Source organism: Streptomyces sp. NRRL F-2580 (genome assembly GCF_000720115.1).
Taxonomy (GTDB): Bacteria; Actinomycetota; Actinomycetes; order Streptomycetales; family Streptomycetaceae; genus Streptomyces.
On the sequence record NZ_JOIR01000050.1, the window covers coordinates 1 to 23,177 of the forward strand.

25 protein-coding genes are annotated in these 23,177 nt (G+C 72.2%); 9 read left to right on the plus strand and 16 right to left on the minus strand.

Features of this window, described 5'->3' with window-relative positions; all coding sequences use genetic code 11:
• The first annotated feature begins 232 nt into the window (after window positions 1-232).
• On the plus strand, window positions 233-751 hold the full coding sequence (locus IF88_RS0135500) for a hypothetical protein (protein ID WP_037808271.1): 519 nt from the start codon (window positions 233-235) through the stop codon (window positions 749-751).
• Between the two features lie 17 nt (window positions 752-768).
• Here the strand turns inward: IF88_RS0135500 and IF88_RS0135505 are convergent, their stop codons facing one another.
• From IF88_RS0135505 to IF88_RS0135540, 8 genes are all read right to left on the minus strand, one after another.
• Window positions 769-1,308, minus strand: a complete 540-nt coding sequence (locus tag IF88_RS0135505; RefSeq protein ID WP_051838133.1) for a hypothetical protein — start codon at window positions 1,306-1,308, stop codon at window positions 769-771.
• Window positions 1,309-1,404: 96 nt separating this feature from the next.
• Window positions 1,405-2,073 carry a uracil-DNA glycosylase gene (locus tag IF88_RS0135510; protein WP_030722329.1) on the minus strand — a complete coding sequence of 223 codons (669 nt, stop codon included), beginning with the start codon at window positions 2,071-2,073 and terminating at the stop codon, window positions 1,405-1,407.
• Between the two features lie 109 nt (window positions 2,074-2,182).
• The gene (locus IF88_RS0135515; protein WP_030722332.1) at window positions 2,183-3,766 is read right to left on the minus strand and encodes an ABC transporter substrate-binding protein; all 1,584 of its coding nucleotides are present in this window, start codon (window positions 3,764-3,766) and stop codon (window positions 2,183-2,185) included.
• A gap of 152 nt (window positions 3,767-3,918) precedes the next feature.
• Window positions 3,919-4,680 (minus strand): SDR family oxidoreductase, encoded by a 762-nt coding sequence (locus IF88_RS0135520; protein WP_030722335.1) that lies wholly within the window; start codon window positions 4,678-4,680, stop codon window positions 3,919-3,921.
• A 33-nt stretch (window positions 4,681-4,713) separates the two neighbouring features.
• Window positions 4,714-5,475: a 3-oxoacyl-ACP reductase FabG gene (gene fabG / locus IF88_RS0135525; protein ID WP_030722338.1), complete on the minus strand. Its 762-nt coding sequence runs from the start codon at window positions 5,473-5,475 to the stop codon at window positions 4,714-4,716.
• Between the two features lie 231 nt (window positions 5,476-5,706).
• Window positions 5,707-6,090, minus strand: coding sequence for a DUF3037 domain-containing protein (locus tag IF88_RS0135530; RefSeq protein ID WP_030722340.1), 384 nt, complete (start codon window positions 6,088-6,090; stop codon window positions 5,707-5,709).
• Window positions 6,087-6,926: a HipA family kinase gene (locus tag IF88_RS0135535; RefSeq protein WP_030722343.1), complete on the minus strand. Its 840-nt coding sequence runs from the start codon at window positions 6,924-6,926 to the stop codon at window positions 6,087-6,089. Before IF88_RS0135535 ends, IF88_RS0135530 begins: the two co-directional genes overlap by 4 nt.
• An 18-nt stretch (window positions 6,927-6,944) precedes the next feature.
• On the minus strand, window positions 6,945-7,559 hold the full coding sequence (locus IF88_RS0135540; protein ID WP_037808273.1) for a cysteine hydrolase: 615 nt from the start codon (window positions 7,557-7,559) through the stop codon (window positions 6,945-6,947).
• Between the two features lie 76 nt (window positions 7,560-7,635).
• Between IF88_RS0135540 and IF88_RS0135545 the strand changes: the two genes are divergently transcribed.
• Window positions 7,636-8,109: a pyridoxamine 5'-phosphate oxidase family protein gene (locus tag IF88_RS0135545; RefSeq protein ID WP_030722346.1), complete on the plus strand. Its 474-nt coding sequence runs from the start codon at window positions 7,636-7,638 to the stop codon at window positions 8,107-8,109.
• An 86-nt stretch (window positions 8,110-8,195) separates the two neighbouring features.
• On the opposite strand, the gene IF88_RS0135550 is transcribed toward IF88_RS0135545, so the two are convergent.
• Complete coding sequence (locus IF88_RS0135550) at window positions 8,196-9,098, minus strand: LysR family transcriptional regulator (protein WP_030722348.1); 903 nt, start codon at window positions 9,096-9,098, stop codon at window positions 8,196-8,198.
• Between the two features lie 74 nt (window positions 9,099-9,172).
• Between IF88_RS0135550 and IF88_RS0135555 the strand changes: the two genes are divergently transcribed.
• A complete protein-coding gene (locus IF88_RS0135555; protein WP_199808191.1) occupies window positions 9,173-10,141 on the plus strand; it encodes a DMT family transporter in 969 nt (322 codons plus the stop codon).
• Between the two features lie 355 nt (window positions 10,142-10,496).
• Window positions 10,497-10,787 carry a pentapeptide repeat-containing protein gene (locus IF88_RS0135560; RefSeq protein ID WP_234323814.1) on the plus strand — a complete coding sequence of 97 codons (291 nt, stop codon included), beginning with the start codon at window positions 10,497-10,499 and terminating at the stop codon, window positions 10,785-10,787.
• Window positions 10,788-11,250: 463 nt separating this feature from the next.
• On the opposite strand, the gene IF88_RS0135565 is transcribed toward IF88_RS0135560, so the two are convergent.
• Window positions 11,251-12,585 (minus strand): aminotransferase class I/II-fold pyridoxal phosphate-dependent enzyme, encoded by a 1,335-nt coding sequence (locus IF88_RS0135565; RefSeq protein WP_078893342.1) that lies wholly within the window; start codon window positions 12,583-12,585, stop codon window positions 11,251-11,253.
• A 37-nt stretch (window positions 12,586-12,622) separates the two neighbouring features.
• On the opposite strand from IF88_RS0135565, the gene IF88_RS0135570 reads away from it, so the two are divergent.
• Window positions 12,623-13,324, plus strand: coding sequence for a pyridoxamine 5'-phosphate oxidase family protein (locus tag IF88_RS0135570; RefSeq protein ID WP_030722359.1), 702 nt, complete (start codon window positions 12,623-12,625; stop codon window positions 13,322-13,324).
• Here IF88_RS0135570 and IF88_RS0135575 read toward each other — a convergent pair.
• Together IF88_RS0135575 and IF88_RS0135580 are read right to left on the minus strand one after the other, a co-directional pair.
• Window positions 13,306-14,271 (minus strand): DMT family transporter, encoded by a 966-nt coding sequence (locus IF88_RS0135575; RefSeq protein WP_030722363.1) that lies wholly within the window; start codon window positions 14,269-14,271, stop codon window positions 13,306-13,308. The genes IF88_RS0135570 and IF88_RS0135575 overlap by 19 nt on opposite strands.
• A 160-nt stretch (window positions 14,272-14,431) precedes the next feature.
• Window positions 14,432-15,406, minus strand: coding sequence for an EamA family transporter (locus IF88_RS0135580; protein WP_051838137.1), 975 nt, complete (start codon window positions 15,404-15,406; stop codon window positions 14,432-14,434).
• Window positions 15,407-15,578: 172 nt separating this feature from the next.
• On the opposite strand from IF88_RS0135580, the gene IF88_RS0135585 reads away from it, so the two are divergent.
• Window positions 15,579-16,007 (plus strand): SRPBCC family protein, encoded by a 429-nt coding sequence (locus tag IF88_RS0135585; protein WP_030722369.1) that lies wholly within the window; start codon window positions 15,579-15,581, stop codon window positions 16,005-16,007.
• A gap of 90 nt (window positions 16,008-16,097) precedes the next feature.
• On the opposite strand, the gene IF88_RS0135590 is transcribed toward IF88_RS0135585, so the two are convergent.
• Window positions 16,098-16,721, minus strand: coding sequence for a PadR family transcriptional regulator (locus IF88_RS0135590; protein ID WP_030722372.1), 624 nt, complete (start codon window positions 16,719-16,721; stop codon window positions 16,098-16,100).
• A 650-nt stretch (window positions 16,722-17,371) separates the two neighbouring features.
• Here IF88_RS0135590 and IF88_RS0135595 point away from each other — a divergent pair.
• On the plus strand, window positions 17,372-18,214 hold the full coding sequence (locus tag IF88_RS0135595) for a PhzF family phenazine biosynthesis protein (RefSeq protein WP_030722375.1): 843 nt from the start codon (window positions 17,372-17,374) through the stop codon (window positions 18,212-18,214).
• A gap of 43 nt (window positions 18,215-18,257) precedes the next feature.
• Here IF88_RS0135595 and IF88_RS0135600 read toward each other — a convergent pair whose 3' ends face one another.
• The 3 genes from IF88_RS0135600 to IF88_RS0135610 all read right to left on the minus strand — a co-directional run bounded on the left by IF88_RS0135600 (window position 18,258) and on the right by IF88_RS0135610 (window position 21,541).
• A complete protein-coding gene (locus IF88_RS0135600) occupies window positions 18,258-18,986 on the minus strand; it encodes a hypothetical protein (protein WP_158754779.1) in 729 nt (242 codons plus the stop codon).
• A gap of 87 nt (window positions 18,987-19,073) precedes the next feature.
• Window positions 19,074-19,895 (minus strand): CPBP family intramembrane glutamic endopeptidase, encoded by an 822-nt coding sequence (locus IF88_RS0135605; RefSeq protein WP_234323815.1) that lies wholly within the window; start codon window positions 19,893-19,895, stop codon window positions 19,074-19,076.
• Between the two features lie 113 nt (window positions 19,896-20,008).
• Complete coding sequence (locus IF88_RS0135610; RefSeq protein WP_030722383.1) at window positions 20,009-21,541, minus strand: glutamate-cysteine ligase family protein; 1,533 nt, start codon at window positions 21,539-21,541, stop codon at window positions 20,009-20,011.
• A 494-nt stretch (window positions 21,542-22,035) separates the two neighbouring features.
• Between IF88_RS0135610 and IF88_RS0135615 the strand changes: the two genes are divergently transcribed.
• Both IF88_RS0135615 and IF88_RS0135620 read left to right on the plus strand, forming a co-directional pair.
• Entirely contained in the window at window positions 22,036-22,656 is a 621-nt protein-coding gene (locus IF88_RS0135615) for a hypothetical protein (RefSeq protein ID WP_030722385.1), read from the plus strand.
• A 261-nt stretch (window positions 22,657-22,917) separates the two neighbouring features.
• Window positions 22,918-23,106, plus strand: coding sequence for a DUF5999 family protein (locus IF88_RS0135620; RefSeq protein ID WP_030009772.1), 189 nt, complete (start codon window positions 22,918-22,920; stop codon window positions 23,104-23,106).
• Window positions 23,107-23,177 lie beyond the last annotated feature (71 nt).

Consider the following 23,177-nt stretch of genomic DNA (forward strand, 5'->3'; position numbering starts at 1 on the left):
AGACGTCGCAATCCACACCGAACCCGGAAGGCCCTCACTCGTTCAAGATCCCTCAGCCGAGACCTGCATCACCCGTCCACAACCTCCCTGGACAGAACAACTAGGCCGACTCCGGGTGCCCGGCTTCCGGACCGGGCCGGATCCGCCGGACACCTGCTCCCCGTCACCCGTGCGGGGTGAATATCCGCTCAGGGTTTTCGCAACGGGGCCCTCGCACAGCAGAGTTGCGCGGGTGCATCCAACCCGAACCACGACAACCCTGCTGCTCGGAGTCGCCTGTGCCGTTTCGGCCGTCTCCGGCTGTGTGAACGTGAGCCCCGGTCCCGTGCAGCCGGCGGCGGTCCCCGCCGCCGGCGAGCTGCCCCGCCACGAGCCGCGCGGCGGGCCCGGGGCCGCCCCCGTGGTCGTCCGGGCGCCCGCCCTGGAGGCGCTGAAGGCGGTCCCGGAGCAGCCCGCTCACCCGGCGGCTCCCGCGCCCGCCCGGAGGTCCGCCCAGCGCTCCTCCGACGGGCCCGCGCCGGACGTGCCGCCCGTCCCGGACATCCCGGAGCCACCGAAGCCGGCCGAGCCCGCGTCCGGGCGTCCCGGCGGGCGCCCGCACCACTCCCGGCCCGACGCCGAGGTGGAGCGCGAGCTGGTGCGGAAGCTGCCGGTGCGGCCGGCCGACGTGTGCGCGCTGGGCCGCCGCCACGGCCGCTGGCACCCGGACAGCCCCGAGGCCCGCATCTGCGCTGGCGTCCACGACGGCTGACCGCCGGGCGCCCGCCCCTACGGAGACTGTTCGGGGAACGGACGTGGCCCGGCGCCCGGTTCCGTGGCCAGGCGCCGCTCCAGCCGTGCGATGGCCTCCCGTACGCCGTTCCCGTACCCGTCGTCGAGGAGCGCCCCGGTGGCCGCGCGGGCCCGCGCCAGGTGGACCCGGGCGGCCTCGGGGCGCTGGAGCTTGAGGTAGTCGGCGGCCAGGCTGAGGTGCAGGGACGGGTAGAACACGCGCATCGCGAGGTGCGGTTCCCCCCGCGGCGCGGTCCCCCCGTCCCGTGGCCCGGTGGCGGGCGGGTCGCGCAGGGCTTCGGCGGCGGTCAGGGCCCGCAGGTCCCAGGCCAGTTCGTCGGCGGGATCGTCCTGAGCGTCGGCCATGTAGTGGGCGAGGGTGCAGCGGTGGAGGTCGTCCCCCTCCTCGCCGATCTCCGACCAGATCGCGCCGAGCCGGTTGCGGGCCTCCTCGCGGTCCCCGGCGTGCAGCAGGATGACCGCCTGGCCGATCCTGGTCATGACGGCGTCCTCCGACGCCTCCTGCTGCTCCGTCACCGCGGCCTCCGGCTCGCTCCGCCAGACCTGCTCCGGGTCTGGTCATCAAAAAGCTAACCGGAGGCACCGGCAATGGCGCCGAGGCGCGGTGGGACGTCAGCCGAGGTCCGGGATCCGCCAGTCGATCGGCTCATGGCCCTGGGCGGCGATGGCCTCGTTGATCTGCGTGAAGGGCCGGGACCCGAAGAACTTCTTGGCCGACAGCGGGGAGGGGTGGGCCCCCTTGACCACGACGTGCCGCTCCTCGTCGATCAGCGGGATCTTCTTCTGGGCGTAGGCGCCCCAGAGGACGAAGACGGCCGGGTCGGGCCGCTCGGACACCGCGCGGATCACGGCGTCGGTGAACTTCTCCCAGCCCTTGCCCTTGTGCGAGTTGGGCTCGGCCTCGCGGACGGTGAGCACCGCGTTGAGCAGCAGGACGCCCTGCCGGGCCCACGGCATCAGGTACCCGTTGTCCGGGACGGGCAGGCCGAGCTCCTCCTTCATCTCCTTGTAGATGTTGCGCAGCGAGGGCGGGGTCTTGACCCCGGGCTGCACGGAGAAGCACAGGCCGTGACCCTGGCCGGCGCCGTGGTAGGGGTCCTGGCCCAGGACGAGCACCTTCACCTGGTCGAAGGGGGTGGCCTCCAGGGCCGCGAACACCTGCTCGCGGGGGGGGTAGACCGGCCCGTTCGCCCGTTCCTTCTCGACGAACTCGGTGAGTTCCTTGAAGTAGGGCTGGTCCAGCTCCCCGCCGAGGACGGGGAGCCAGGACTCGGGCAGCATCTGGGTCACGGCGACAACCTCCGGTACAAGTTCGTGCAACTGCTCCAGAACCTACCGGGGGCCACTGACAGCGCGTCGGCCGCCCGGGCGGATGCCCCGGGCGGGGCCGCTACCAGCTGGTCTTGCGGTACAGCTCCCACATCTGCATGGCGGTCTGCGGGTCCAGCGCCCGCTCGGCGCCCGCGATGTCCTCCTGCGCGGCGACATACAGCTTGCCCTGCCACAGGGGCAGCAGCCGGACGTCCTCGGCGAAGATCTGCTGCGCCTTCTCGAACTGCTGGACGCCGGCGGAGCGGTCGCCGTCGCGGCGGGACTTGGGCAGCAGGTCGTTCAGGATCTCGGTGGGCTCGTACGGGGTGCCGACCGCGTTCTCCTTGCCGACGAACGGCGCGATGAAGTTGTCCGGGTCCGGGAAGTCGGGGAACCAGCCACGGCCGAAGACCGGGTACTCCTGGCCCTTGTAGCCCTCCTGGAAGGTCTTCCAGGGCTGGCTGCGCAGGGTGATCCGGAAGAGCCCGCTCTCGTCCAGCTGACGCTTGAGCTCGGTGAACTCCTCGGCGGTGGAGGAGCCGTACCGGTCGGTGGTGTACCAGAAGGTCAGGTCGACCGGCGTGGGCACCCCGGCGTCCTTGAGGATCTTCCTGGCCTTGGGGACGTCGGCGGGGCCGTACTTGTCGTAGTAGGGCGTCTTGTGGCCGACGACACCCTTGGGAACCATCGAGTACAGCGGCTCCGCGGTGCCCTGGTAGACCTTGGAGACGAGGGTCCCGCGGTCGACGGTCTGGGCGATGGCCTGGCGGACCGCCGGCTTGGCGACTGCGGGGTCCTTGGGGTTGAAGACCAGGTAGCGGATCTCGGCGCCGACGTTCTCGACGACCTGGACGCCCTGCGCGTGCGCGGCGGGGCTCTGCAGGTCCGTGATCTCCGTGGCCGACAGGCCTCGGTAGGTGGCGTCGATCTCCTTGGCCTTCAGGGCCGCGACCATCTTCTGCGAGTCCTGGAAGTAGCGGATGGTCACCGCCTTGTTACGGCGGTTGGCGAAGCCCGTGTAGCTCCCGTTGTCGCCGAGGACGGCCTCGGCGCCCTCCTTGTACGAGTCGAGCACGTACGGGCCGGAGCCGGTGATCTTGCCGTCCTGGCGCACCTTGTCGGCGGGGTAGTCCTTGGGCGCGACCAGCGAGGCGGCGGGCGAGCCGAGGACGTACGGGAAGGTGGCGTCCGAGGTGTTCAGGTGGAAGACGACCGTCAGGGCGTCCGGGGTCTCGATCTTGTCGAGACTGTTGAAGAGGTCCTTCGGACCGACCTTGGAGCCGATCGTCTTGATCCGGTCGAGGGAGTACTTGACCGCCTTGGCGTCGAGCGGCTCGCCGTTGGAGAACTTCAGGCCCTTGCGCAGGGTGCACCGGTAGGCCTGGCTCGCCCCGTCCGTGAACTCACAGTTCTGGGCGGCGTCGGGCTGGGGCTTGGTGGAACCCGTGGGGAACGCCAGCAGGGTCTGGTAGACGTTCCGGTACAGCTCCCAGGAGCCGTCCCACGCCGCGGCGGGATCGAGGGTGCTCGGTGCGCTCGTGGTGCCGACGACGATCTTCTTGACGTCGTCGTCGTTGTCCTCCGACAGCAGGCCGCATCCGGCGAGCAGGGATATGGACGCAAGGGCCGCAGTGATCTGCAGGCATCTGGTCCGGTTGAACACTTGCACGCTCCTCGATCAGCCAGGGGTGCGGCAGACCCTACCGCAGTGCCCCACGAATCCAATGGGGTGGTTTCGTGGGGCACTTGACCGGTTACGTGCATATTCAGTACGCATTTACCTCCCTTTCGGAGGCAAATATGTCCGACTATCGGTCAGTGCACACCAGCATTGAGGAACATCCCACCATCGACGACCAGAGTTTGGCCCGTGATCCATTCCGCTTGTGCAGATGTAAGAAACGCCGCCGCCCCTCCGATGTCCTCCGGGAGCCCCAGCCGGCCGAGCGGGTAGGCCGCCGCGGCCTCCTGCTCCCGGCCCTCGTAGAGCGCCTGCGCGAACTTGGTCTTGACCACCGCGGGGGCGATCGCGTTGACCCGGACACCCGGTGCCATCTCGTGGGCGAGCTGGAGGGTGAGGTTGACCATGGCGGCCTTGCTCATCCCGTACGCCCCGATGAAGGGCGAGGCGGAGACGCCGGCGATGGAGGCGATGTTCACGATCGCCCCGCCGTTGTCCTTCTGCCAGGCGTGCCAGGTCCGCTGGGCGAAGCCCAGCGCCGAGATCACATTGGTCTCGAAGACCTTGCGGGCGACCCCGAGGTCCAGGTCCGCGATCGGCCCGAAGACCGGATTGGTGCCCGCGTTGTTCACCAGGAAGTCGACGCGGCCGAAGGCCTCCATCGCGCGCTCGACGGCGACGGCCTGGTGGGCCTCGTCGTGCGCCTTGCCGGCGACCCCGATCACCCGGTCCGCTCCGAGCCGCTCGACGGCCTCCTTGAGCGCGTCCTCGCTGCGTCCGGTGATGCAGACCCGGTCGCCGCGGGCGACCAGCGCCTCGGCGATGCCGTAGCCGATGCCCCGGCTCGCCCCGGTGATCAGGGCGACCTTGCCGCTGTCGATACCGTCGTACGTCATGACGTGCGCCTGCCTCTCGTGTCTCTTCGCTCGTCAGTTGAGCGGGCCGCCGGCGACGTACATGACCTGGCCGGAGACGAAGCCGGCGGCCTCGCCCGTGAAGAAGGCGATGGCGTTGGCGATGTCGTCCGGGCGGCCGACGCGCTGGACGGGGATCTGGGTGGCGGCGGCCGCCTGGAAGTCCTCGAAGCCCATGCCGACGCGGGCCGCCGTCTGGGCGGTCATCTCGGTGACGATGAAGCCGGGGGCGACGGCGTTGGCGGTGACGCCGAACTTGCCGAGCTCGATGGCCAGGGTCTTGGTGAAGCCCTGCAGACCGGCCTTGGCGGCGGAGTAGTTGACCTGGCCGCGGTTGCCGAGCGCCGAGCTGCTGGAGAGGTTCACGATGCGGCCGAACTTGGCCTCCACCATGTACTTCTGACAGGCCTTCGACATCAGGAAGGCGCCGCGCAGGTGCACGTTCATGACCGTGTCCCAGTCGGTCTCGCTCATCTTGAAGAGCAGGTTGTCGCGCAGCACACCGGCGTTGTTGACCAGGATGGTCGGGGCGCCGAGCTCGTCGGCGACGCGCGCGACGGCGGCCTCCACCTGCGCGGCGTCGGAGACGTCGCAGCCGACCGCCAAGGCCTTGCCGCCGGCCGCCGTGATCGCCTCCACGGTGTCCTTGCAGGCCGCCTCGTCGAGGTCGAGTACGGCGACGGCCCGGCCCTCGGCGGCCAGGCGTACGGCGGTGGCCGCGCCGATGCCCCGGGCCGCCCCGGTCACGATCGCGACGCGCTGCTCGGTGGTGGACATGCTGGATCTCCTCGCCCTTGAGAGACGGCCGCCCAGAGGTGAGCAACCGCTTAGTAGCTTCAGCTGAGGAGACGCTAGGAGCCCTGGCACCCGGTGTCAACGGCGACAGGTTCCCACCCCGCTCACATCCGCCCCGTCGGCACAACTCAGCCCCGCCGGCGTTTGAGGCGCGGGGCCCGGGGCGGAGCCCCCGCGACGGCGCCGCACCCGAACACCCGGCACACGCCCGCGTCAGCGGACCAAGAGGTCCAGCAGCCGCTCCACCTCGGCGACCGGGTCGGCCGTGAGGCCGGTGTGCACCGGCCCCGGCTGCACCACCGTGCTCCGCGGAGCGATCAGCCACCGGAACCGCCGCCCGGCATCGTCGCCGGCCGCCTGCCCGGCGGACGCCCCACCCGCGCACACGCCCTCGACCCCGTGCAACGCGGCCCGCACCCCGGCCACGTCCGCCCCCGGATCCAGCGCGAGGAGCTTCGCCTCGTCGAGGTGGGTGCGCGCGGCGACGTACGCGTGCGCCCGGCAGTAGACGATCACGCCGGCGTTGAAGCACTCGCCCCGTTCCATCCGGGGCACCACACGCACCAGCGCGTACTCGAACACGTCCCGCTTGGTCACTCGTCGTCGCTCTTCTTCTTGTGGGGCAGGGGGGCGAGGCGTTCGGCCAGCCAGCCCGGCGGACCGGACCGCTGCTTGACCTCGGCCTCCATGGTGATCCTCTCGTGGATCGTGGCCGCACGCGGCAGCAACGCCTCCACGTAGGCGCGGCGCAGCGCGTCGGTGGAGTCGAAGCCCGGCTCGTCGACCAGCCACTCGTCGGGGACGTCGGCCGCGACCTGCGTCAGCAGGTCCTCGGTCACGAGCGGCGCGAGGGCGGCCGCCGCGGCCTCGATGTCCGGGCCCGCGGGGGCCAGTACGTGGTCGGAGGCGTTGTAGGGCTTGGCGGCCGCGGCCCCGGCGGTGGGCCAGTTGTGGTGCCAGATCATGGTGGCGCCGTGGTCGATGAGCCAGAGGTCCCCGTGCCAGACCAGCATGTTCGGGTTGCGCCAGGAGCGGTCGACGTTGTTGATGAGGGCGTCGAACCAGACCACGCGCCCCGCCTCGACCGGGTCCACCTGGTAGGCGAGCGGGTCGAAGCCGATCGAGCCGGGCAGGTAGTCCATGCCGAGGTTGAGCCCGCCGCTGGCCTTGAGCAGCTCCTGGACCTCCTGGTCGGGCTCGCCGAGCCCGATGACGGGGTCGAGCTGCATCTGGACCAGCCTCGGGACGCGCAGTCCCAGCCGCTGGGCCAGGCGGCCGCAGATGACCTCGGCGACCAGGGTCTTGCGGCCCTGGCCGGCTCCGGTGAATTTCATGACGTAGGTACCGAGGTCGTCGGCCTCGACGATTCCCGGGAGCGAGCCGCCCTCACGCAGGGGCGTGACGTAGCGGGTCGCGATCACTTCGGACAGCATCCGCCCAGGTTACGGGGGTCAGGGTGCGGGAGCCCACTGATTGAGGAGCTCTTCGGCCGTGGTGATGGACGCCACCAGGGCGAGGGAGTTGCGGATCACCTCGGCTGTGCAGGAGGCGGGCACCCCGGCGATGGCGTCGGCGGGGACCACGACCTGGTAGCCGAGGTTCACGGCGTCGAACACGGTGTTGGGGATCGCGATGTTGGAGGAGACCCCGGTGACGACGAGGGTGCGGATGCCGAGGTTGCGCAGCAGGGCGTCGAGGTCGGTGCCGGCCATCGGGGAGAGCCCGTGCAGCCGGCGGACCACCAGGTCCTGCCCGGCGACGGCGATGGGGGCGGCGACCTCCACGGCCCGGCTCCCGGTCAGCTGGCGCACGGGGAGCCTGCCCGCGGCCCGGAACAGCCGGGCGTTGGTGTTCGCCCCGAGCCCGTCGGGCCGCCGCTCGGCGACGGCGTGCAGCACCTGTACGCCGGCCCCGCGCGCGGCGTCGACCAGCGCGGCCACCCGCTCCAGCATGCCTGAGTCCCGGGCCTCCTTGGCGAGCTCGGGCAGCGCGCTCTCCTCGCCCACGACGCCGTTCTGGCACTCGACGGTGAGCAGCGCGGTGGTGGCGGGATCGAGATCCGGCATGGCTCCCCCTGGCGTGGCGACGGAAGAGCCCTCATGATTCCTGACACACAGTCAGATGTGAAGGGGTGCAGGACGGATGGACGAGTCACGAACCGGAACCTCGCAGCGGCGCGGCCGGCGCATCATGATGAGCGACGCGGAAGTGGACTCCTTCCTGCGCGAGCAGAAGACCTGCCGGGTCGCGACGGTCTCCCCCGACGGGCGCCCGCACGTGGGCGCCCTGTGGTTCGCCTGGGACGGCAGCTCGCTGTGGCTGTACTCGATCACGCGCAGCCGCCGGTGGTCCGACCTGCGCAAGGACCCGCGGATCTCGGTGGTCGTGGACTCGGGCGAGTCCTACGACGAACTGCGCGGGGTGGAGCTGTCCGGCAGCGCCGTCTTCGTGGGCGAGGCCCCGCGCACCGGCGAGCCCTGCCCCGAACTGGCGGAGGCCGAGCGGATCTTCCCCGTCAAGAACTTCGGCATCGAGGAGATGCCGCACGACGGCCGGCACGCCTGGATCCGCCTGACCCCCGACTCGATCATCTCCTGGGACTTCCGCAAGCTCTAGGCCCGGTCCGGGGCGGACGGACGGGCGGCGGACGGGCGGCGGACGGGCGGGTGGACGGGCGGCGGACTGGCGGGTGGACGGGCGGGCTACCGGAGTCCGTCGGCCGCCTGCCGCAGGGCGTCGACCGCGGCCCGGATCGAGGGCCTCCGGTCGGCGTCCGCGCGCCAGACGACGTACACGTGGCGGCGTACGGCGTCGCAGACCGGCAGCAGCCGCACCCCCGGCGGCACCGGGCCGCGGCCCAGCTTCGGCGCCACGCACACGCCGAGTCCGGCCTCCACGAAGGCCAGCTGGGTGTGGTGCTCCTCGGCGATGTGGGCGATGCGCGGCTCGACGCCCGTACCGCGCAGGGTGAAGACCAGCCACTCGTGGCAGAACTGACCCTCGTTCCAGGAGATCCAGTCGTCGTCGGCGAAGTCGGCGAGCGAGATCCTGCTCTTGTCGGCCAGCGGGTGACCGGCCGGGACCGCGATGTCGACGGAGTCGTCGAGCAGGTGGGTCCGGGTGAGCTCGGCGGGCACCGGCATCCGCTTGTTGTGCCAGTCGATGGCCAGCGCCAGGTCGAGGTCACCGCGCACGACGGCGGCCATGCTCTCCTCGGGCTCCTGCTCGCGCACCCGGGCCCGCACGTCCGGGTGCCCGGCGCGCAGCGCGGACAGGGCCTGCGGCAGCAGCCCGCGCATGGCGGTCGGGAAGGCGCCGATCCGCAGCTCGCCGACGGCGCATCCGCGCTGCGCCTCGACATCGGCCTGGGCGAGCTCCACCTGGGAGATGATCCGGGCCGCGTGATCGGCGAGCAGCCGACCGGCGTCGGTGAGCCGGACCCCGCGCCCGTTCCTGGCCAGCAGCGGCTGGCCGACCTCGCGCTCCAGCTTGGCCATCTGCTGGGACACTGCGGAGGTGGTGACGTGGAGCCCGTCGGCCGCGCCGCTGACCGAGCCGTGGCGGGCGAGGGCATCGAGGGTGCGCAGGCGCTCCAGGTTCAACATGTAAGAGATGCTACGCCGTCGACTGGAGAAACTCTCGCTTGTCCTACGAAGTTGACACGCGCAGAGTAAGGGTCATGAGCGCACCGACAGCCCCGCGGCCCACCCTCTCCACCACCGCCACCATCCCTGCGAGCACCGCCGCCGGCTGGCGCACCAAACTCCTCGACTGGCGCGTCCGGTTCGCGATCCTCTCGGTCGTCTGGGGCTTCAGCTTCCTCCTGATCAAGGTGGGCACGGAGGCGTACGCACCCTTCCAGGTGGCCCTGGGCCGGGTCCTGTTCGGCGCGCTCGCCCTCCTCGCCGTCCTGCTGGTCCGCCGCGAGAAGCTGCCCCGCGGGCTGCGCACCTGGGGCCACCTCGGCGTGGCCGCGCTGCTGCTCAACACCGCCCCGTTCTCCCTGTTCGCGTACGCGGAGCTGAGCATCCCCTCCACCCTGGCCGGCATCTGCAACGCGACCTCCCCGCTGTGGGGCATGGCGCTGTCGATGGTCGCCCTGTCCGAGGACCGCCCCACGCGCCGCCGTTTCGCGGGCCTGGGCCTCGGCTTCCTCGGCGTCCTCATCGTCCTCGGCGCCTGGCAGGGCTTCTCCGGCGTCGACGCCCGGGGCACCGCGCTCGCCCTGCTGGCCGCCCTCTGCTACCCCATCGGCTGGATCTACGTCCGCCGCACGCTGGCCGGCACCCCCGGCTCCCCGGTGGCCCTGACCGGCGGCCAGCTCATGGTCTCCACCCTCCAGCTCTCGCTGGTCAGCGCCCTCTTCACCACGGCGCCGAGCTCGTTCCCGCTCTGGCCGACCGTCTCCGTGATCGCCCTGGGCGCCCTCGGCACGGGCATGGCCCTGCAGATGCAGTACGGCCTCGTGACGGAGATCGGCCCGACCACCGCCCAGATGGTCACCTACTTCATCCCGGTCATCGCCACCGCGGCGGGCGTCCTGGTCCTCGGCGAGCAGCTGCACTGGAACACCCCGGTGGGCGCCGCGATCGTCCTGGCCGGAGCGGCCCTCAGCCAGACCCGCCCCGGCGCACGGAAACCCGTCTGACCAGTGCTGATGTCCGGGCGATCAGCACACCGCCCGGAGTGGCTTTGTACACGTCGACAGCAGCGCCTCGACAGCGGCGGGGGTCACCCTGGCTCTCGGCGCCGAGCCGTGGTTCATGACCACGGGAGGCACCGCCCACCGCTGGAAAGTCGTAGTGACGGTCTGGGCGTCCCCCCGAGGCCGGGTCCGGCCTTCTGGGCCGCCGACCTGACCTGCACGCCGCCGGGCGAAGCAGCTGGGCGACACGACAGCTTCGGACATTTATCCCCATATCCGGCACGGCCGCGTGCTAGAGATAGGGAGCAAATAATCCCAAAGCAGGAGGTATGTGACGATGCGCACAACTCTTCTCCGTGTGACGGCCGCGCTGGGTGCCGCGGCAGTGCTGGCCATCTGCGGCGCCGGCGCGGCCAGCGCCGACGGGGTGGGCAACGCAGGCGTGGGCAACGCAGGTGCTTTCAACGACGGCATCGGCAACGCAGGTGTTTTCAACGACGGCGTCGGCAACGCAGGTGCTTTCAACGACGGCATCGGCAACGCGGGCATCGCCAACTCGGGTCTGGGCAACGCGGGCTTCGGCAACACGGGCATCGGCAGCCACGGCATCGGTAACTCGGGCATCGGCAGCTCCGGCATCGGCAACTAAGACGGGCTTACGCCCCCGCACCACCAGGTCGCACGATGCGCCCGGCTGACGCCGGGCAGGTTCACCCGGGCTACCCGCTCCACCGGCGGCCGGCCGGGGTGTGTGGCATCCAGCAGCTGGCCCCCGAGGATGGCGAGCCGCGCGAGCAGAATCGGCTTCACCTCATTGCACGGGAACCTGGATGCCGTCACCCCCGGCGGCCGGCCTGGCCGCGCCACCGAGGAAGTCGTTCGGGCCGCCTGCGCGCTGGGCGTCTCACGACCCCCTGTGGCTTGCCGCCTCCCGTTCTCGTGAACATCGACATCCTGTCTCGGCGGGTGCCTCCCGAAGTCACGACGAACGGCTTCACCACCCGTGAAGAGAGCCACCGCCTCGCCCGGACCGGCTCTTCCAGTCCTGTCGGCAGGACTGGAAGAGCCGCTCCGGGCGGCCCGGGCCACGGGCCGGGAGCCGGCCCGTACGGTCAGTCGTTCCGGCCGCCCGCGACCCCCGTCCGGACCGCCGCGGCCACGGCGTCCGCCAGGCCCGGCACCTCCGAGACCCCCAGCTGCGACACCGTCAGCCGCACGCCCGGTCCCGCCTCGACCCGGAAGATCGCCCCGGCCGCCACCGCCCATCCCGCGGCGAGCAGCCGCGTGACCACCACCGTCTCGTCGGCCACCGGCACCCACACGTTCAGCCCGCTCCGCCCGTGCGCCCCCACCCCCCGCTCCCGCAGGGCCTCGACCAGCGCGTTCCGCCGCTCCCCGTACGCGCGGGCCACGGCGGCCCGGTCCACGGCGTTCGAGGTCCACAGCTCGACCACGGCGTGCTGGAGCAGCCGGCTCACCCAGCCGGGGCCCAGCCGCTGGCGGCCCCGTACGCGGTCCAGGGTCACCGCGTCGCCCGTCAGCACGGCGAGCCGCAGGTCCGGCCCGTAGGCCTTCGCCGTGGACCGGATCAGTGCCCAGTGCCCGGTGACCCCGCTCAGCGGGTGCAGCGGCAGGTCGACGATCCCGTGGCCGTGGTCGTCTTCGATCAGCAGCACCCCGGGGTGGCGCGCCAGCAGCTCCCGCAGCTCCCCCGCCCGTTCCGCGCTCACCGCGGCGCCGGTCGGGTTCTGCGCCCGCGAGGTCACCACCAGCGCCCGAGCCCCGGCGGCGAGCGCCCGCGCCACCGCGTCGGCACGCGGCCCGTCGTCGTCCACCGCCACCGGCAGCACCCGCAGGCCCAGCGCCGGGACCAGGTCGAGCGAGCCTCCCCAGCCCGGGTCCTCGACCGCCACCGCGTCCCCCGGCCTCAGGTGGGCGACCAGCACCCGTTCGATCGCGTCCAGCGCTCCCGAGGTCACCGCCACCGGGCCGGCCGGCACGGCGTCCGCGTCGAAGTCCGCCCGGGCGAGCCGGGCCAGGTCCGGCGCGACGGGATCCGCCCCGTAGAGGGTCGGGGCCTGCGCGTACCGCAGGGCGGCCGCCGCCAGCGCCCCGTCCAGGGAGGGGAGCAGCGCCACGTCCGGATTGCCCTCCGCGATGTCGCGCACGCCCGCCGGCACCACCATCCGCCGCGCGTCCCGCGGGGTGGTGGAGGGGCGCGGCCGCACCCGGCTTCCGCGCCGCCCGTCGGTTTCGATGACCCCGCGCTCGCGCAGTGTCCTGTAGGCGGCCGCCACGGTGTTGGGATTGACGCCCAGTTCGGCCGCCAGCTCCCGCATCGGCGGCAGCAGCGATCCGGGCGGCAGCGCGCCCGATGCCACGCCCGCCTCGACGCTGGCCGCGATATCCGCTGTGCCGCGCCCTGTGATCCGATACTCTACTAGCACAAACCACAGTATGCACTAGTGCAATGGAGTCGGCATCATGACCGCCACGCCCGCCACGGAGACGACGACCGAGCGCACCGGGACGACCGGCGCGTACGAGCCCACCGACCGCACGGTCCCCACCCGATCCCGTGACCGGGCGCGCTACGACCGCGAGACGGTGCACTCGATACTCGACGAGGCCTACGTCTGCCACCTCGGCTTCGTCCGTGACGGCGCGCCCGTGGTCCTGCCCACGCTGTTCGCCCGGGTCGGCGAATCGATCTACATCCACGGCTCGACCGGCTCCCGCCCGCTGCTCGCGGCCGGCAAGGCCGATCCGGGCCTGCCCGTCTGCGTGACCGTGACCCACGTAGACGGTCTCGTGCTGGCCCGCTCGGCCTTCCACCACTCGCTCAACTACCGCTCGGTGGTCGTGCACGGCACCGCCTACCAGGTCACCGACGAGGCCGAGTGCCGGACGGCCCTGGACGCCCTGGTCGACTCCGCCGTGCCGGGCCGCTCCGCCGACATCCGCCCCGCCAACGCCCGGGAGCTCGCCGCCACGGCGGTGATCCGGGTGGACCTGACCGAGGTGTCCGCGAAGCTGCGCACCGGCCCGAGCAGCGACGACGCCGAGGACCTGGACCTGCCCTACTGGGCGGGCGTGGTCCCTGTCGCCCCCGTGTTCGGGACCCCGGTACCCGCCTCGGACCTGGCCCCCGGCATCGCCGTCCCGGACTACATCACCGCGCTCTGAGGACTGCGCCGGACGGCGGCGGGCACGGCCGCCCCCGCCGGACGGCGCGATTCCGCCGCGATCAGGGCGCCCACAGCCGTCAGCAGCAGTACGGTGCCGAGCACGACGGCGGCGGTCAGCCGCTCCCCGAGGAGCAGGACGGCGATCACGGCCGCGCTCACCGGCTCGATCAGCATGATCACCGACACGGTGGCGGCCCGTACCGCCGCGGCCCCCGTGAAGTAGAGCGCGTACGCCAGCGCCGTCGGCACGGTGGCCACGTACACCAGCAGCCAGAGCACCCGCCCGATGTCGGCGGTGTGCGGCAGCAGCCCCTCCGCCGCCGCGAGCGGGAGCAGGCACACCGTGCCCACCGCGACCGACCAGGCGGTGGTCACCAGCGGGTCCCCGCCCGCACCGCGCTGCCCGAGCCACCGCGCCCGCAGGGTCATCCCCGCGTAGCCGGCGGCCGACAGCAGCGCCCAGCCGACGCCGAGCGGCCGCACCTCGCCGCCCCCGCTGCCCAGCACCAGTACGGCCAGCCCCGCCAGCGCGCCGAGGACGGCGGCCACGCCGCCGCGGCCGAGCCGCTCGCCCATCCAGTACCGGGCCCCGAGCGCGATGATCACCGGCCCGGCGCCGAGCGTGACCACGGTGCCCACCGCGAGGCCGGTCTCGCGCACGGCGGCGAAGTACGCGGCCTGAAAGACGGTGAACAGCAGCCCGGTCACGATCAGCGAACCCACCGAGGGCCGCGACCGCCCCGGCCGGGGCCGGGACCCCCGTACGGCGAGCACCCCGAGCAGCACCACGAGCCCGCCCGCGCACCGCCAGAACGACAGGGCGAGCGGGCCGAGGTCACTGGCCAGGAAGAGGAGTGAGGCAGCCGCCCCCGCGGTGCCCCAGGCGGCTCCGGCGACGACGAGGTACAGCAGACTGCGCCCGGCAGCGGGCGAATGGTTCGACACGAAACTCTCCGCGCTTGCGTGAAGGATGAAAGAAGCAGGTCATCGCTTCGCGGGCAGCACGCACCCGCCCGGGAACTCCCCGGGCCGGGTCAGATCGTCGAGGCGCCGCCCGCGCTAGGCGGCAGGAGGCGGAAGCACGGTCGAATGCATGATCGCCACCCTAGGCCGTCGTCGTCTCGCGGTCCAGCAGGGCCGGACCGCCCACGGCGGGCGGTACGGGCGGGACCGGCGGGGCCGGCCGGGAGGACTGGGCGATGAAGGCGCCGCCCAGCACCAGGCCGCCGCCGACGATCTGCCAGGTCGAGAGGTACTCGCCGAGCAGGACCCAGGCCAGCACGGTGGCGACGACCGCCTCCAGGAAGGCCACCACGCCCGCGACCTGCGGCGAGAGCCTGCGCACCGAAACCACGCCGGTCAGGTACGCGAAGACGGTGGCGACCAGCACCACCCAGGCGAGCAGCACCGGCGCGGGCACCATCGTGCCGCCCACGGAGGCCCGGCCGCCCAGCACCTGCCAGTCGATCTCCCACGGCCGGGCGATCACGGTCATCACCAGGGCGCCGACGAGCATGCCGTACGCGATCACCCCGAGCGGGTCGGGGGCGTCGTCGCCGTCGGCGCCCTGGTCGGCGAAGACGAAGTAGAAGGCCTGGCAGCAGGCCGCGGCGAGGCCGAAGAGCACGCCGAGGGGGTCCAGGCTCAGCCCGGACCAGATCTCGACCACGCAGGCCAGGCCGACGACGGCCACGGCCGCGCCCGCGGCGGCGCCCCGCGTCACGGGCTTGCGCTGGACGAAGCGGATGTAGCCGAGCAGCAGCGCGGGGCCCAGGTACTCCAGCAGCAGGGCCACGCCCACCGGGATCCGGGAGAGGGAGGCGAAGTAGAAGGCCTGCACGCCCGCGACGGCGACCAGCCCGAAGCCGGCGAGCAGCAAGGGCTTGCGCAGGACGAGGTCACGGTGGCGCCAGGCCAGCGGGGACAGCACGAGCGCCGCCCCGGCCACCCTGAGCCAGACCATGTGGAGGGGGTCCAGACCCGCCTCGATCAGCGGCTTCGCCGCCACTCCGGAACCACCGAACGCGAACGCCGAGACGAGGGCGAGGCCCAGTCCGGCATTTTTCCCTGACGCTTGCATCCGGTCATCATGACAGGGCCGGTCAGTACCGTCACGGCTGTGACACCTGTTGAGACGCACTCGATATCGCGGCCCGCCGACCCCCACGGTTTCTGACAGGTCGTCAGTATTGAATGTTCCGCCCGCCGGGGCTACGTTCCGCCGCACGTACCCGACGAGAAGGGGTGGTCGCATGGCCGAAGTCACCGCGGAATCACGCATCGAGGCGTCCGCCGCGAAGCTCTGGTCCCAGCTCACGGACTGGGACGCGTACGGCCAGTGGAGCACGACCCACACGAACTTCCCGGAGGGCGGCCCGGAGACCCTCGCGGTCGGGTCCACCTTCGCCGAGAACATGAAGATGATGGGCTTCCCGGCCGAGGTCGTCTGGACCGTCTCGGAGCTGGAGGACGAGCGCCTCTTCGCCATCACCGGCAAGGGCCCGATGGGCGTGGCCGTCCTCACCCGGTACACCCTGACCCCGGACGCCGGGGCCACCACGGTCCGCATCGACGGGGAGTTCACCGGGGCCGCCGTCTCGCTGATGGCGGGCAAGCTCAAGGACTCGGCCACCGCCGCGCTGAACGAGTCGCTGCGCAAGCTGGCCGTCCTGGTGGCCTGACCGGCCACCGCCCGCCCCCGTACACGCCCGCGCGCCCCGCGAAAAAGGACTCGCGGGGCGCGCCGCGTGGTGCCGGGACCTGCCCGGTCCTCAGTGCTCGTCGGCCAGGATCAGGTAGAGCTTCTTGCGGGCGTCGTTGATGACCCCGAGCGCCTTCTCGCGCTGCTCGGGCGAGCCGGTCTTGAAGACCTGCCCGAAGGCTTCCATCAGGCCGATCCCGGCCGTCCGGATCTCGTGCATCGCCTCGAAGTCGAAGCCGCGCCCGGCGTCGGCCCACGGCGCGTCGGGGCCCGACTCGGCCTCGGCGCGGCCGGCGTCGGTGAGCGTGAACAGCTTCTTGCCGCCCTCGCTCTCGCTCGTGATGAGCCCCTCGTCCTCGAGCAGCTGCAGGGTCGGGTAGACCGAGCCCGGGCTGGGCTTCCAGGCCCCGCCGCTGCGCTCGCCGATCTCCTGGATCATCTCGTAGCCGTGCATCGGCCGGTCGGTGAGCAGCGCCAGGATCGAGGCGCGTACGTCACCGCGCCGGGCCCGTCCGCCGCCCCGCCCACCACGCCCGCCCCGGCCTCCGAAGGGCCCGCCACCGAAGGGCGGCCCGAACGGTCCGAAGGCGGCGCGGCGCCCCTTGAAACCCTCCCGACGATCGGGCCCGCAGTGGTCGTGGCCCCGTCCGTGGTCATGTCCGTGGTCGTGTCCGTGCTGTCCGCGTGAACGCATGCCTGCGCTCCTTCCGTCACGTTGTCGTTCTTCGTGTCATCGGTCGTCCGATAGCTCCACTATCGCTGATCCATCGCGATGCGTCAACGATATATCGGAAACTCGTCAGCGACAGGTGACGCGACGGCACACTTTGGGGTGGATCGGCGACCGAACTGCTGGGCGAAGGGCGTGCGGGTGCGTGCGGTGCCGGGCCGCGAACATGCCCGAACAACCCGTGAAGGGGACATCCGTGCGCCTTTAAGGACGCCAGGAAGTGGCTCGCCGCCGCGGCCGCCGCACTGCTGCTCGCAGTGCCGGCCCCGGCCACCGCCCACGGCCCCCGGCAGCTGGCCGGGCAATTGCCTCAACCTGCCCCAGTGCGTCTCCTGCTCCGACGGCCAGCGGGGCCACCTGACCACCGTGATCTCGCTCGGGGCGGGCAGTTCTCCGCCGGGACGAACGACTCCAACACCCCCGACACCGCCCCGACCTACGGCCGCGGTAACGGGAACTTCGGCCTCGTCCCGCTGCTGTCGGGCAGGAAGGCGCTCTCCCGGACCTGAGCCGGCCACCACCCGGGCCGGTCGGCGCCTCGTCCGGCACCGACCGGTCCAGTCACCCCGGATTGGCCTTTGTCCGTGATCAAGGAACCGCCCTACCGTCGGTGCATGCGCATCCGAATCGTCGACGCCTTCACCGACCGGCCGTTCCACGGGAACCCCGCCGGAGTCCTGCTCCTCGACACCGGCTTCCCCCCGGACGCCTGGCTCCAGCAGGTCGCCTCCGAGGTGAACCTCTCAGAGACCGCCTTCGCCCATCCCCTGCCGCCCGGCGGGGACGCCGACTGGGCGCTGCGCTGGTTCACCCCGGCCGCCGAGGTCGACATGTGCGGCCACGCGACCCTGGCCACCGCGCACGTCCTGGCGTCCGCGGGCCTCGCCACGGGGCTGATCCGCTTCTCCGCGCGCTGCGGGATCCTCACGGCCGAGACCGCCGGTGACGGCACGATCACCATGGACTTCCCGACGTCGTCACTGACCCCCGCCCCGGCGCCGCCCGCCGTGGACTACGCGCTCGGCGGGGCGCCGATCCTCTCCGTGCACGACACCGCCGCGCACATCGGCGACCTCGTGATCGAGCTCGCCGACGAGAAGACCGTCCGCGAACTGACGCCGGACCACGGCGCCCTGCGCGCCTTCGCCAAGCGCGGGGTCATCGTCACCGCGGCCGCCGAGGACCCCTCCTGCGGGTACGACTTCGTCTCCCGCGGCTTCTTCCCCGCCTTCGGGATCGACGAGGACCCGGTGACCGGCAGCGCCCACACCGCGCTGGCCCCCTTCTGGGCCGAGCGCCTGGGCCGTACGGAGCTGACCGGCCTCCAGGGCGGCGCGCGCCGCGGTCTCGTACGGGTGACCCTGGCGGGCGACCGCACCCTGCTGGCGGGCCGGGCCGTCACCGTCCTCGACGGGGAGCTGTTCGCGTCCCCGCCCGGGGCCGAGCAGGCGGGGTGACCACGGGGCACGGACGCGGGCGCCGGCCCGGGGCGGGACCGGGTCAGCCCGCGGACCCGCCCTCGGCGTCCTTCCCGTCGCCCTTCGATCGCGCCTTCGCCGCCATCGCCACCGCCTTCGCACGTGCGGCACTCCGTCGCTTGGCTTCCTGCTCCACCCACGCGGCCGAGTCGATGCGCTTGCGGTAGACCTGCTCCGGCTCCGCCTTGCCCAGGTGCACCGTCCACGCCCACAGGGCGGCTGACACGACGAAGAAGACGCCCGCCAGGGCCAGGTAAGACGCGATCTCCTCGGACTCGGAGGCACCTTCCTCGTGCGCGAAACCGGGTACGCCGGTGACGAGCGCGTTCACCCACCACGCGAGCGCCCCGTTGAAGAGGACGAGGGAGATCCAGTACGCGACCCGCATGCTCTTCGCCGGGCCGCTCGCCTCCCCCAGCAGCAGGAGGCGCCGCAGCGAGACCGGCCCCGTCCGGTGGCGGCCGCCCGTGTCCGCCTTGGCGCGGCGCACCGACGCGTAGCACTCGTCCAGCCAGCGCCCCGGCTCCGGGTCCGGGGCCGGCGAGTCGGTCGGCGCCAGCTCCTTGGCCTGGATCCAGCCGCTCAGGAACTGGACCTCCAGCTGGGCCTTCTCCAGCCGCCTGCGGTAGTGGTGGTCGGAGCTGCGCGCCTCGCGGCGGTCCCGGATGAGGAGGCTGGCTCCGCCCACCAGGCCGCTGACCACGGGCACGAAGAACGGCGCGAACGGCACCAGGGAGTCCACAACAGCCACCGGGCGCGCCTCCTCACCTCGCCTTCAGCGTCGCACCGCTCCGGCCTCCACCCCCGCCCGGAGGGGCCGACCGGGTGGTCCGCCGCCTCACGGCGTGGGCAGCCAGCCCACCTTGCCCGCGAGCAGGGCGTAACCGCCGAAGGCCACGATGTCGAGGAGCGCGTGCGCGACGACGAGCGGTCCCACCCGGCCCCAGCGGCGGTAGGCCAGGACGAAGACGACGCCCATCACCATGTTGCCGACGAAGCCGCCGATGCCCTGGTAGAGGTGGTAGGAGCCGCGCAGGGCCGAGCTGGCCAGCAGCGCGGCCATCGGCGACCAGCCGAGCCGGTCCAGCCGGCGCAGCAGGTAGGCCAGCACGATGACCTCCTCCACCACGGCGTTCTGCAGAGCGGAGAGGATCAGTACGGGGAACTTCCACCACACGTCCGGCAGCGCCTCGGGCACCACCGTGAGGTTGAACCCGGCGGCCCGCGCCCCCAGGTAGAAGGCGAGCCCCGCGCTCCCGATCCCCGCGGCCACGAGAGCGCCCCGGGCCACGTCCCCCATGGGCCGGGTGCGGTCGAAGCCCAGCACCCGCAGCCCGGGGGCGCCCTCGCGGGTCAGCAGGTGCGCCACCAGCAGGACGGGGACCAGCGCGCTCGCGATGCCGAAGAGCTGCCACGCCAGGTCCAGCCAGGGCCGGCCCGGGGCGTACGAGCCGTTGAGGGTGGCGGCCTGGTCCTTCAGTCCCCCCGGCTTGGTGAGTGAGCCGATGAAACTGATCAGCGCCGAAACACCGCTCGCGCCCAGCGACAGCGCGAGGACGAGCAGCGTCTCGTCGCGCAGGAGAGCCCGCCGCCCGTCCTCGCCCAGCTCCACGAACACCGGCTCCGGATCCGCCCGCACGTCCGACTCCCGTCCTGCCATCCCGTTGCGACCACCCCATACTGCCTCCTCGGGAGACCGGGAGGATCACTGCGGGGGACAACGGGATCGACGGCATCGACGGGCCCGCCGGACGGCTCCGGCCGCGCGCCCGCTCAGCGGGGCTCCGGCACCGAGGGGCCCACCTCCTCCCCCGGCCCCACGGGCCAGGTGTGGACGGGGTCGCCCTTGTGCATCAGCTCGCTGTACCTCCGGGTGGTCGCGGCCAGCGCCTCGTCCCGCTCCAGCCCGGCCGCCAGCGCCCGGTGATAGGTGTCCACCTGCCAGGTCGCCCCGTTCACCCGCCGCCGGCAGCGCTCCTCGATGATGCCGAGGTAGTGGTCCCGGTCCGCGGGCTCGATGCCCCAGGCGTCCAGGCCGGCCGCCGCCATCGGCAGCAGCTCGTCCAGGACCAGCCGTACGGCGGGCACGCTCGCCAGTCCCCCGGCCCGGCCCCGGCGCGGCCACCGCAGCCGCGCGTCGATCCCGTACCGGCAGGCCGCGTCGAAGTTCGCCTCCGCCTCGGCGAAGGGCAGCCGGGTCCACACCGGGCGCTGCTCGTCCGCGAGGGTGCGCACCAGCCCGTAGTAGAAGGCGGCGTTGGCGACGACGTCGGCGACCGTCGGGCCGGCCGGCAGCACCCGGTTCTCCACCCGCAGGTGCGGCACCCCGTCGGCGACCCCGTAGACGGGCCGGTTCCAGCGGTAGACGGTCCCGTTGTGCAGGACAAGCTCCTGCAGCCCCGGCACCCCGCCCTCGGCGAGCGCCCGCAGCGGCTCCTCCTCGTCGCATATCGGCAGCAGGGCGGGGAAGTAGCGGACGTTCTCGGCGAAGAGCTCGTACGCCGAGTCCACCCACCGCTCCCCGAACCAGGTCCGCGGCCGTACTCCCTGCGCCTGGAGTTCGGGCGGCCGGGTGTCGGTGGCCTGCGTGAACAGCGGCGGCCGCGACTCCCGCCACAGCTCGCGCCCGAACAGGAAGGGGGAGTTGGCGCCGACGGCTATCTGCGCGGCGGCCACCGCCTGCGCCGCGTTCCACACGGCGGGGAACCGGGCCGGTGTCACCTGGAGATGCAGTTGTACGGAGGTGCAGGCGGCCTCCGGCACGATCGACCCGGAGGTCCAGATCAGCCGCTCGACCCCGTCGATGTCGAGCGTGAAGTCCTCCCCCCGCATCATCAGGATCTGCTCGTTGAGCAGCGAGTAGCGGTCCACGGCCGACAGGTTGGCGGTGACCAGGTCGGCGCGGGAGATCGTCGGCAGAATGCCGATCATCACCACTCCGGCATCGATCTCCGCGGCCTGCCGGTGGGCATAGCCCAGCCCCGCGCTGAGTTCCTCGACGAGCTGGTCGAATACCCGTCCGCCGAGCCGGTGCGGCAGGACGTTCACCTCCAGATTGAACATTCCCAGCTCGGTCTGGAAATCAGGGCTCGCTATCCGCTCCAGTACCTGGGCATTCACCATTCTCGGCAGCCCGTCGGCGCCCGCGAGATTCAGCTCGATCTCCAGTCCCATCATGTTCTTCGGGCGATCGAACCTCTTCTCCGCCAGGAGTCGCTCCAGCCCCTCCAGACACTCGTGAAGCTTCCTTCGATACCGCTGCCGATCGGACAGGTCGAATCCGCCCGCCACGACCTTCTCCCCCATCGAAGCGTCCCTCCTCGAGTGCGCCCGGCCCGGGACACCCAGGCGCGCATTACGGTCGATGATGCCCCGGCAGCGTGATCCATAACGCGGTGGGGGCGTGCGTGGCGAGGAGCGCGCGCCGGTTTGGCCGAAGGGCGCTTCGGCACATTCACCTGGCAAGTCGCCTCGCGCAAATTCCTCTTCGCCTTTGCGCGCTCCACAAAACCGATGCTTTCCAGCCGAGCCCCCGTCCGGTAACCTCCGAGGTCAGCGCGGCACGTTCGCGTGCATCCGGCATGAATGCCATGTCAGCGGGACCGGTAAGCGCCTTGTCGGCAATAGGCAGGACAGCTAGCCGAAACACTGCGTGAACACATGTCGTATAAACTCCGCAAACGAGGCAGAGAGTTGGCGCGCGGCCATTGCCCCTCGGCCCCCCTCTGGCCCCAGAATGCGACAGTGCCGTCCGCACCTGCCCCCGTTCCACAGGTCTCCCAAGTGAGAGGCGACCCACCATGCCGCTGCATGTCCCTCCGGCTCCCGCGCCCGCCCTGCGCAGCGTCCTCGCGGCACTCGGTTCTCCCACCGCCGTCCACGAGGCGCACACCCCGTCCCTGCGCGCGATCCAGGGGCCGCTGACCGCCGAACTCCCCCTTCCGGTGCACGTCCTCGACCGGCTGGGCATGTCCGCCCTCGCGGCCGGCGGCAGGCCGCCCCGCACACGGCTCACCGGCTGGCGGTTCCTGATCCGCAGCGGGGACCGTCACGTCGCGGCGGCCGACACCCGCCTGACACCCGACGGCTGGACCTTCTCCCATTTCTTCGAGGGGCCCTACGTCGCCGCCACCGAACGCGCCCTGCGCCAGGCCGAATCCCTCGGTACGAGCTACCAGCCGCGGCTGCTGTCCGTACCGGAGCTCTACATGCTGACCCTGTGGCTGCACGGGGCGGTGGGCGCCGACGCCTCCGCCGGGCTGCCCGCCGGCGAGGACCTGCTGGTGCCGCTGGCTCCGGCCCCGCCCGGCATCGCCCCGTTCCGCCCGCATCCGGTCTCCGAGCTGCTGCCCGTGCTCACCCACCGGCTGACCCCCGCCACGGCTCCCCTCCCGCCGTCGCTGGCCGCACCCGCCGCCTGACCCGAGTCGCCCATTCGGCCTAGTCCGCTCGGGCCACTTGCGAACCATCCGAAATGACAGGGGAGTTGGCCTGAACCGCCCGCACGAGTGATGCGTCATCAATCTATGAGGACAGCTGCCGGGAAATACCTGCGAAGCGGCTGTCATGGGGGAACACTGATGACACGCTCCCCGCGGGTGCGGGGATGACCCAGGGGGACGGCCATGAATTACGCATCGAGCCGTAGCACGCAGACCACACCGCAGCGAAAGAACGCATCCATGTGCCAGCACCAGCCAGCCTGCCCGTCAGCCGAATCCGCCGACCGGGAGGCCGCGCGCCCGGTGGCCAACCACCCGGAGCAGGGCTGGAGCCTGCTGTGCAATGGCGTCCTGCTCTTCGAGGACACCGGTGAGCTGCTGCCGGACGGCCAGATCATCGCCCCGCACCGCCCGCTCGCGGCCGCGTAGGCACGAAGGGCGGCCCGACGGACGCACGCCATGAAGAAGGGCCGGTCCGGGAGATTCTCCCGGACCGGCCC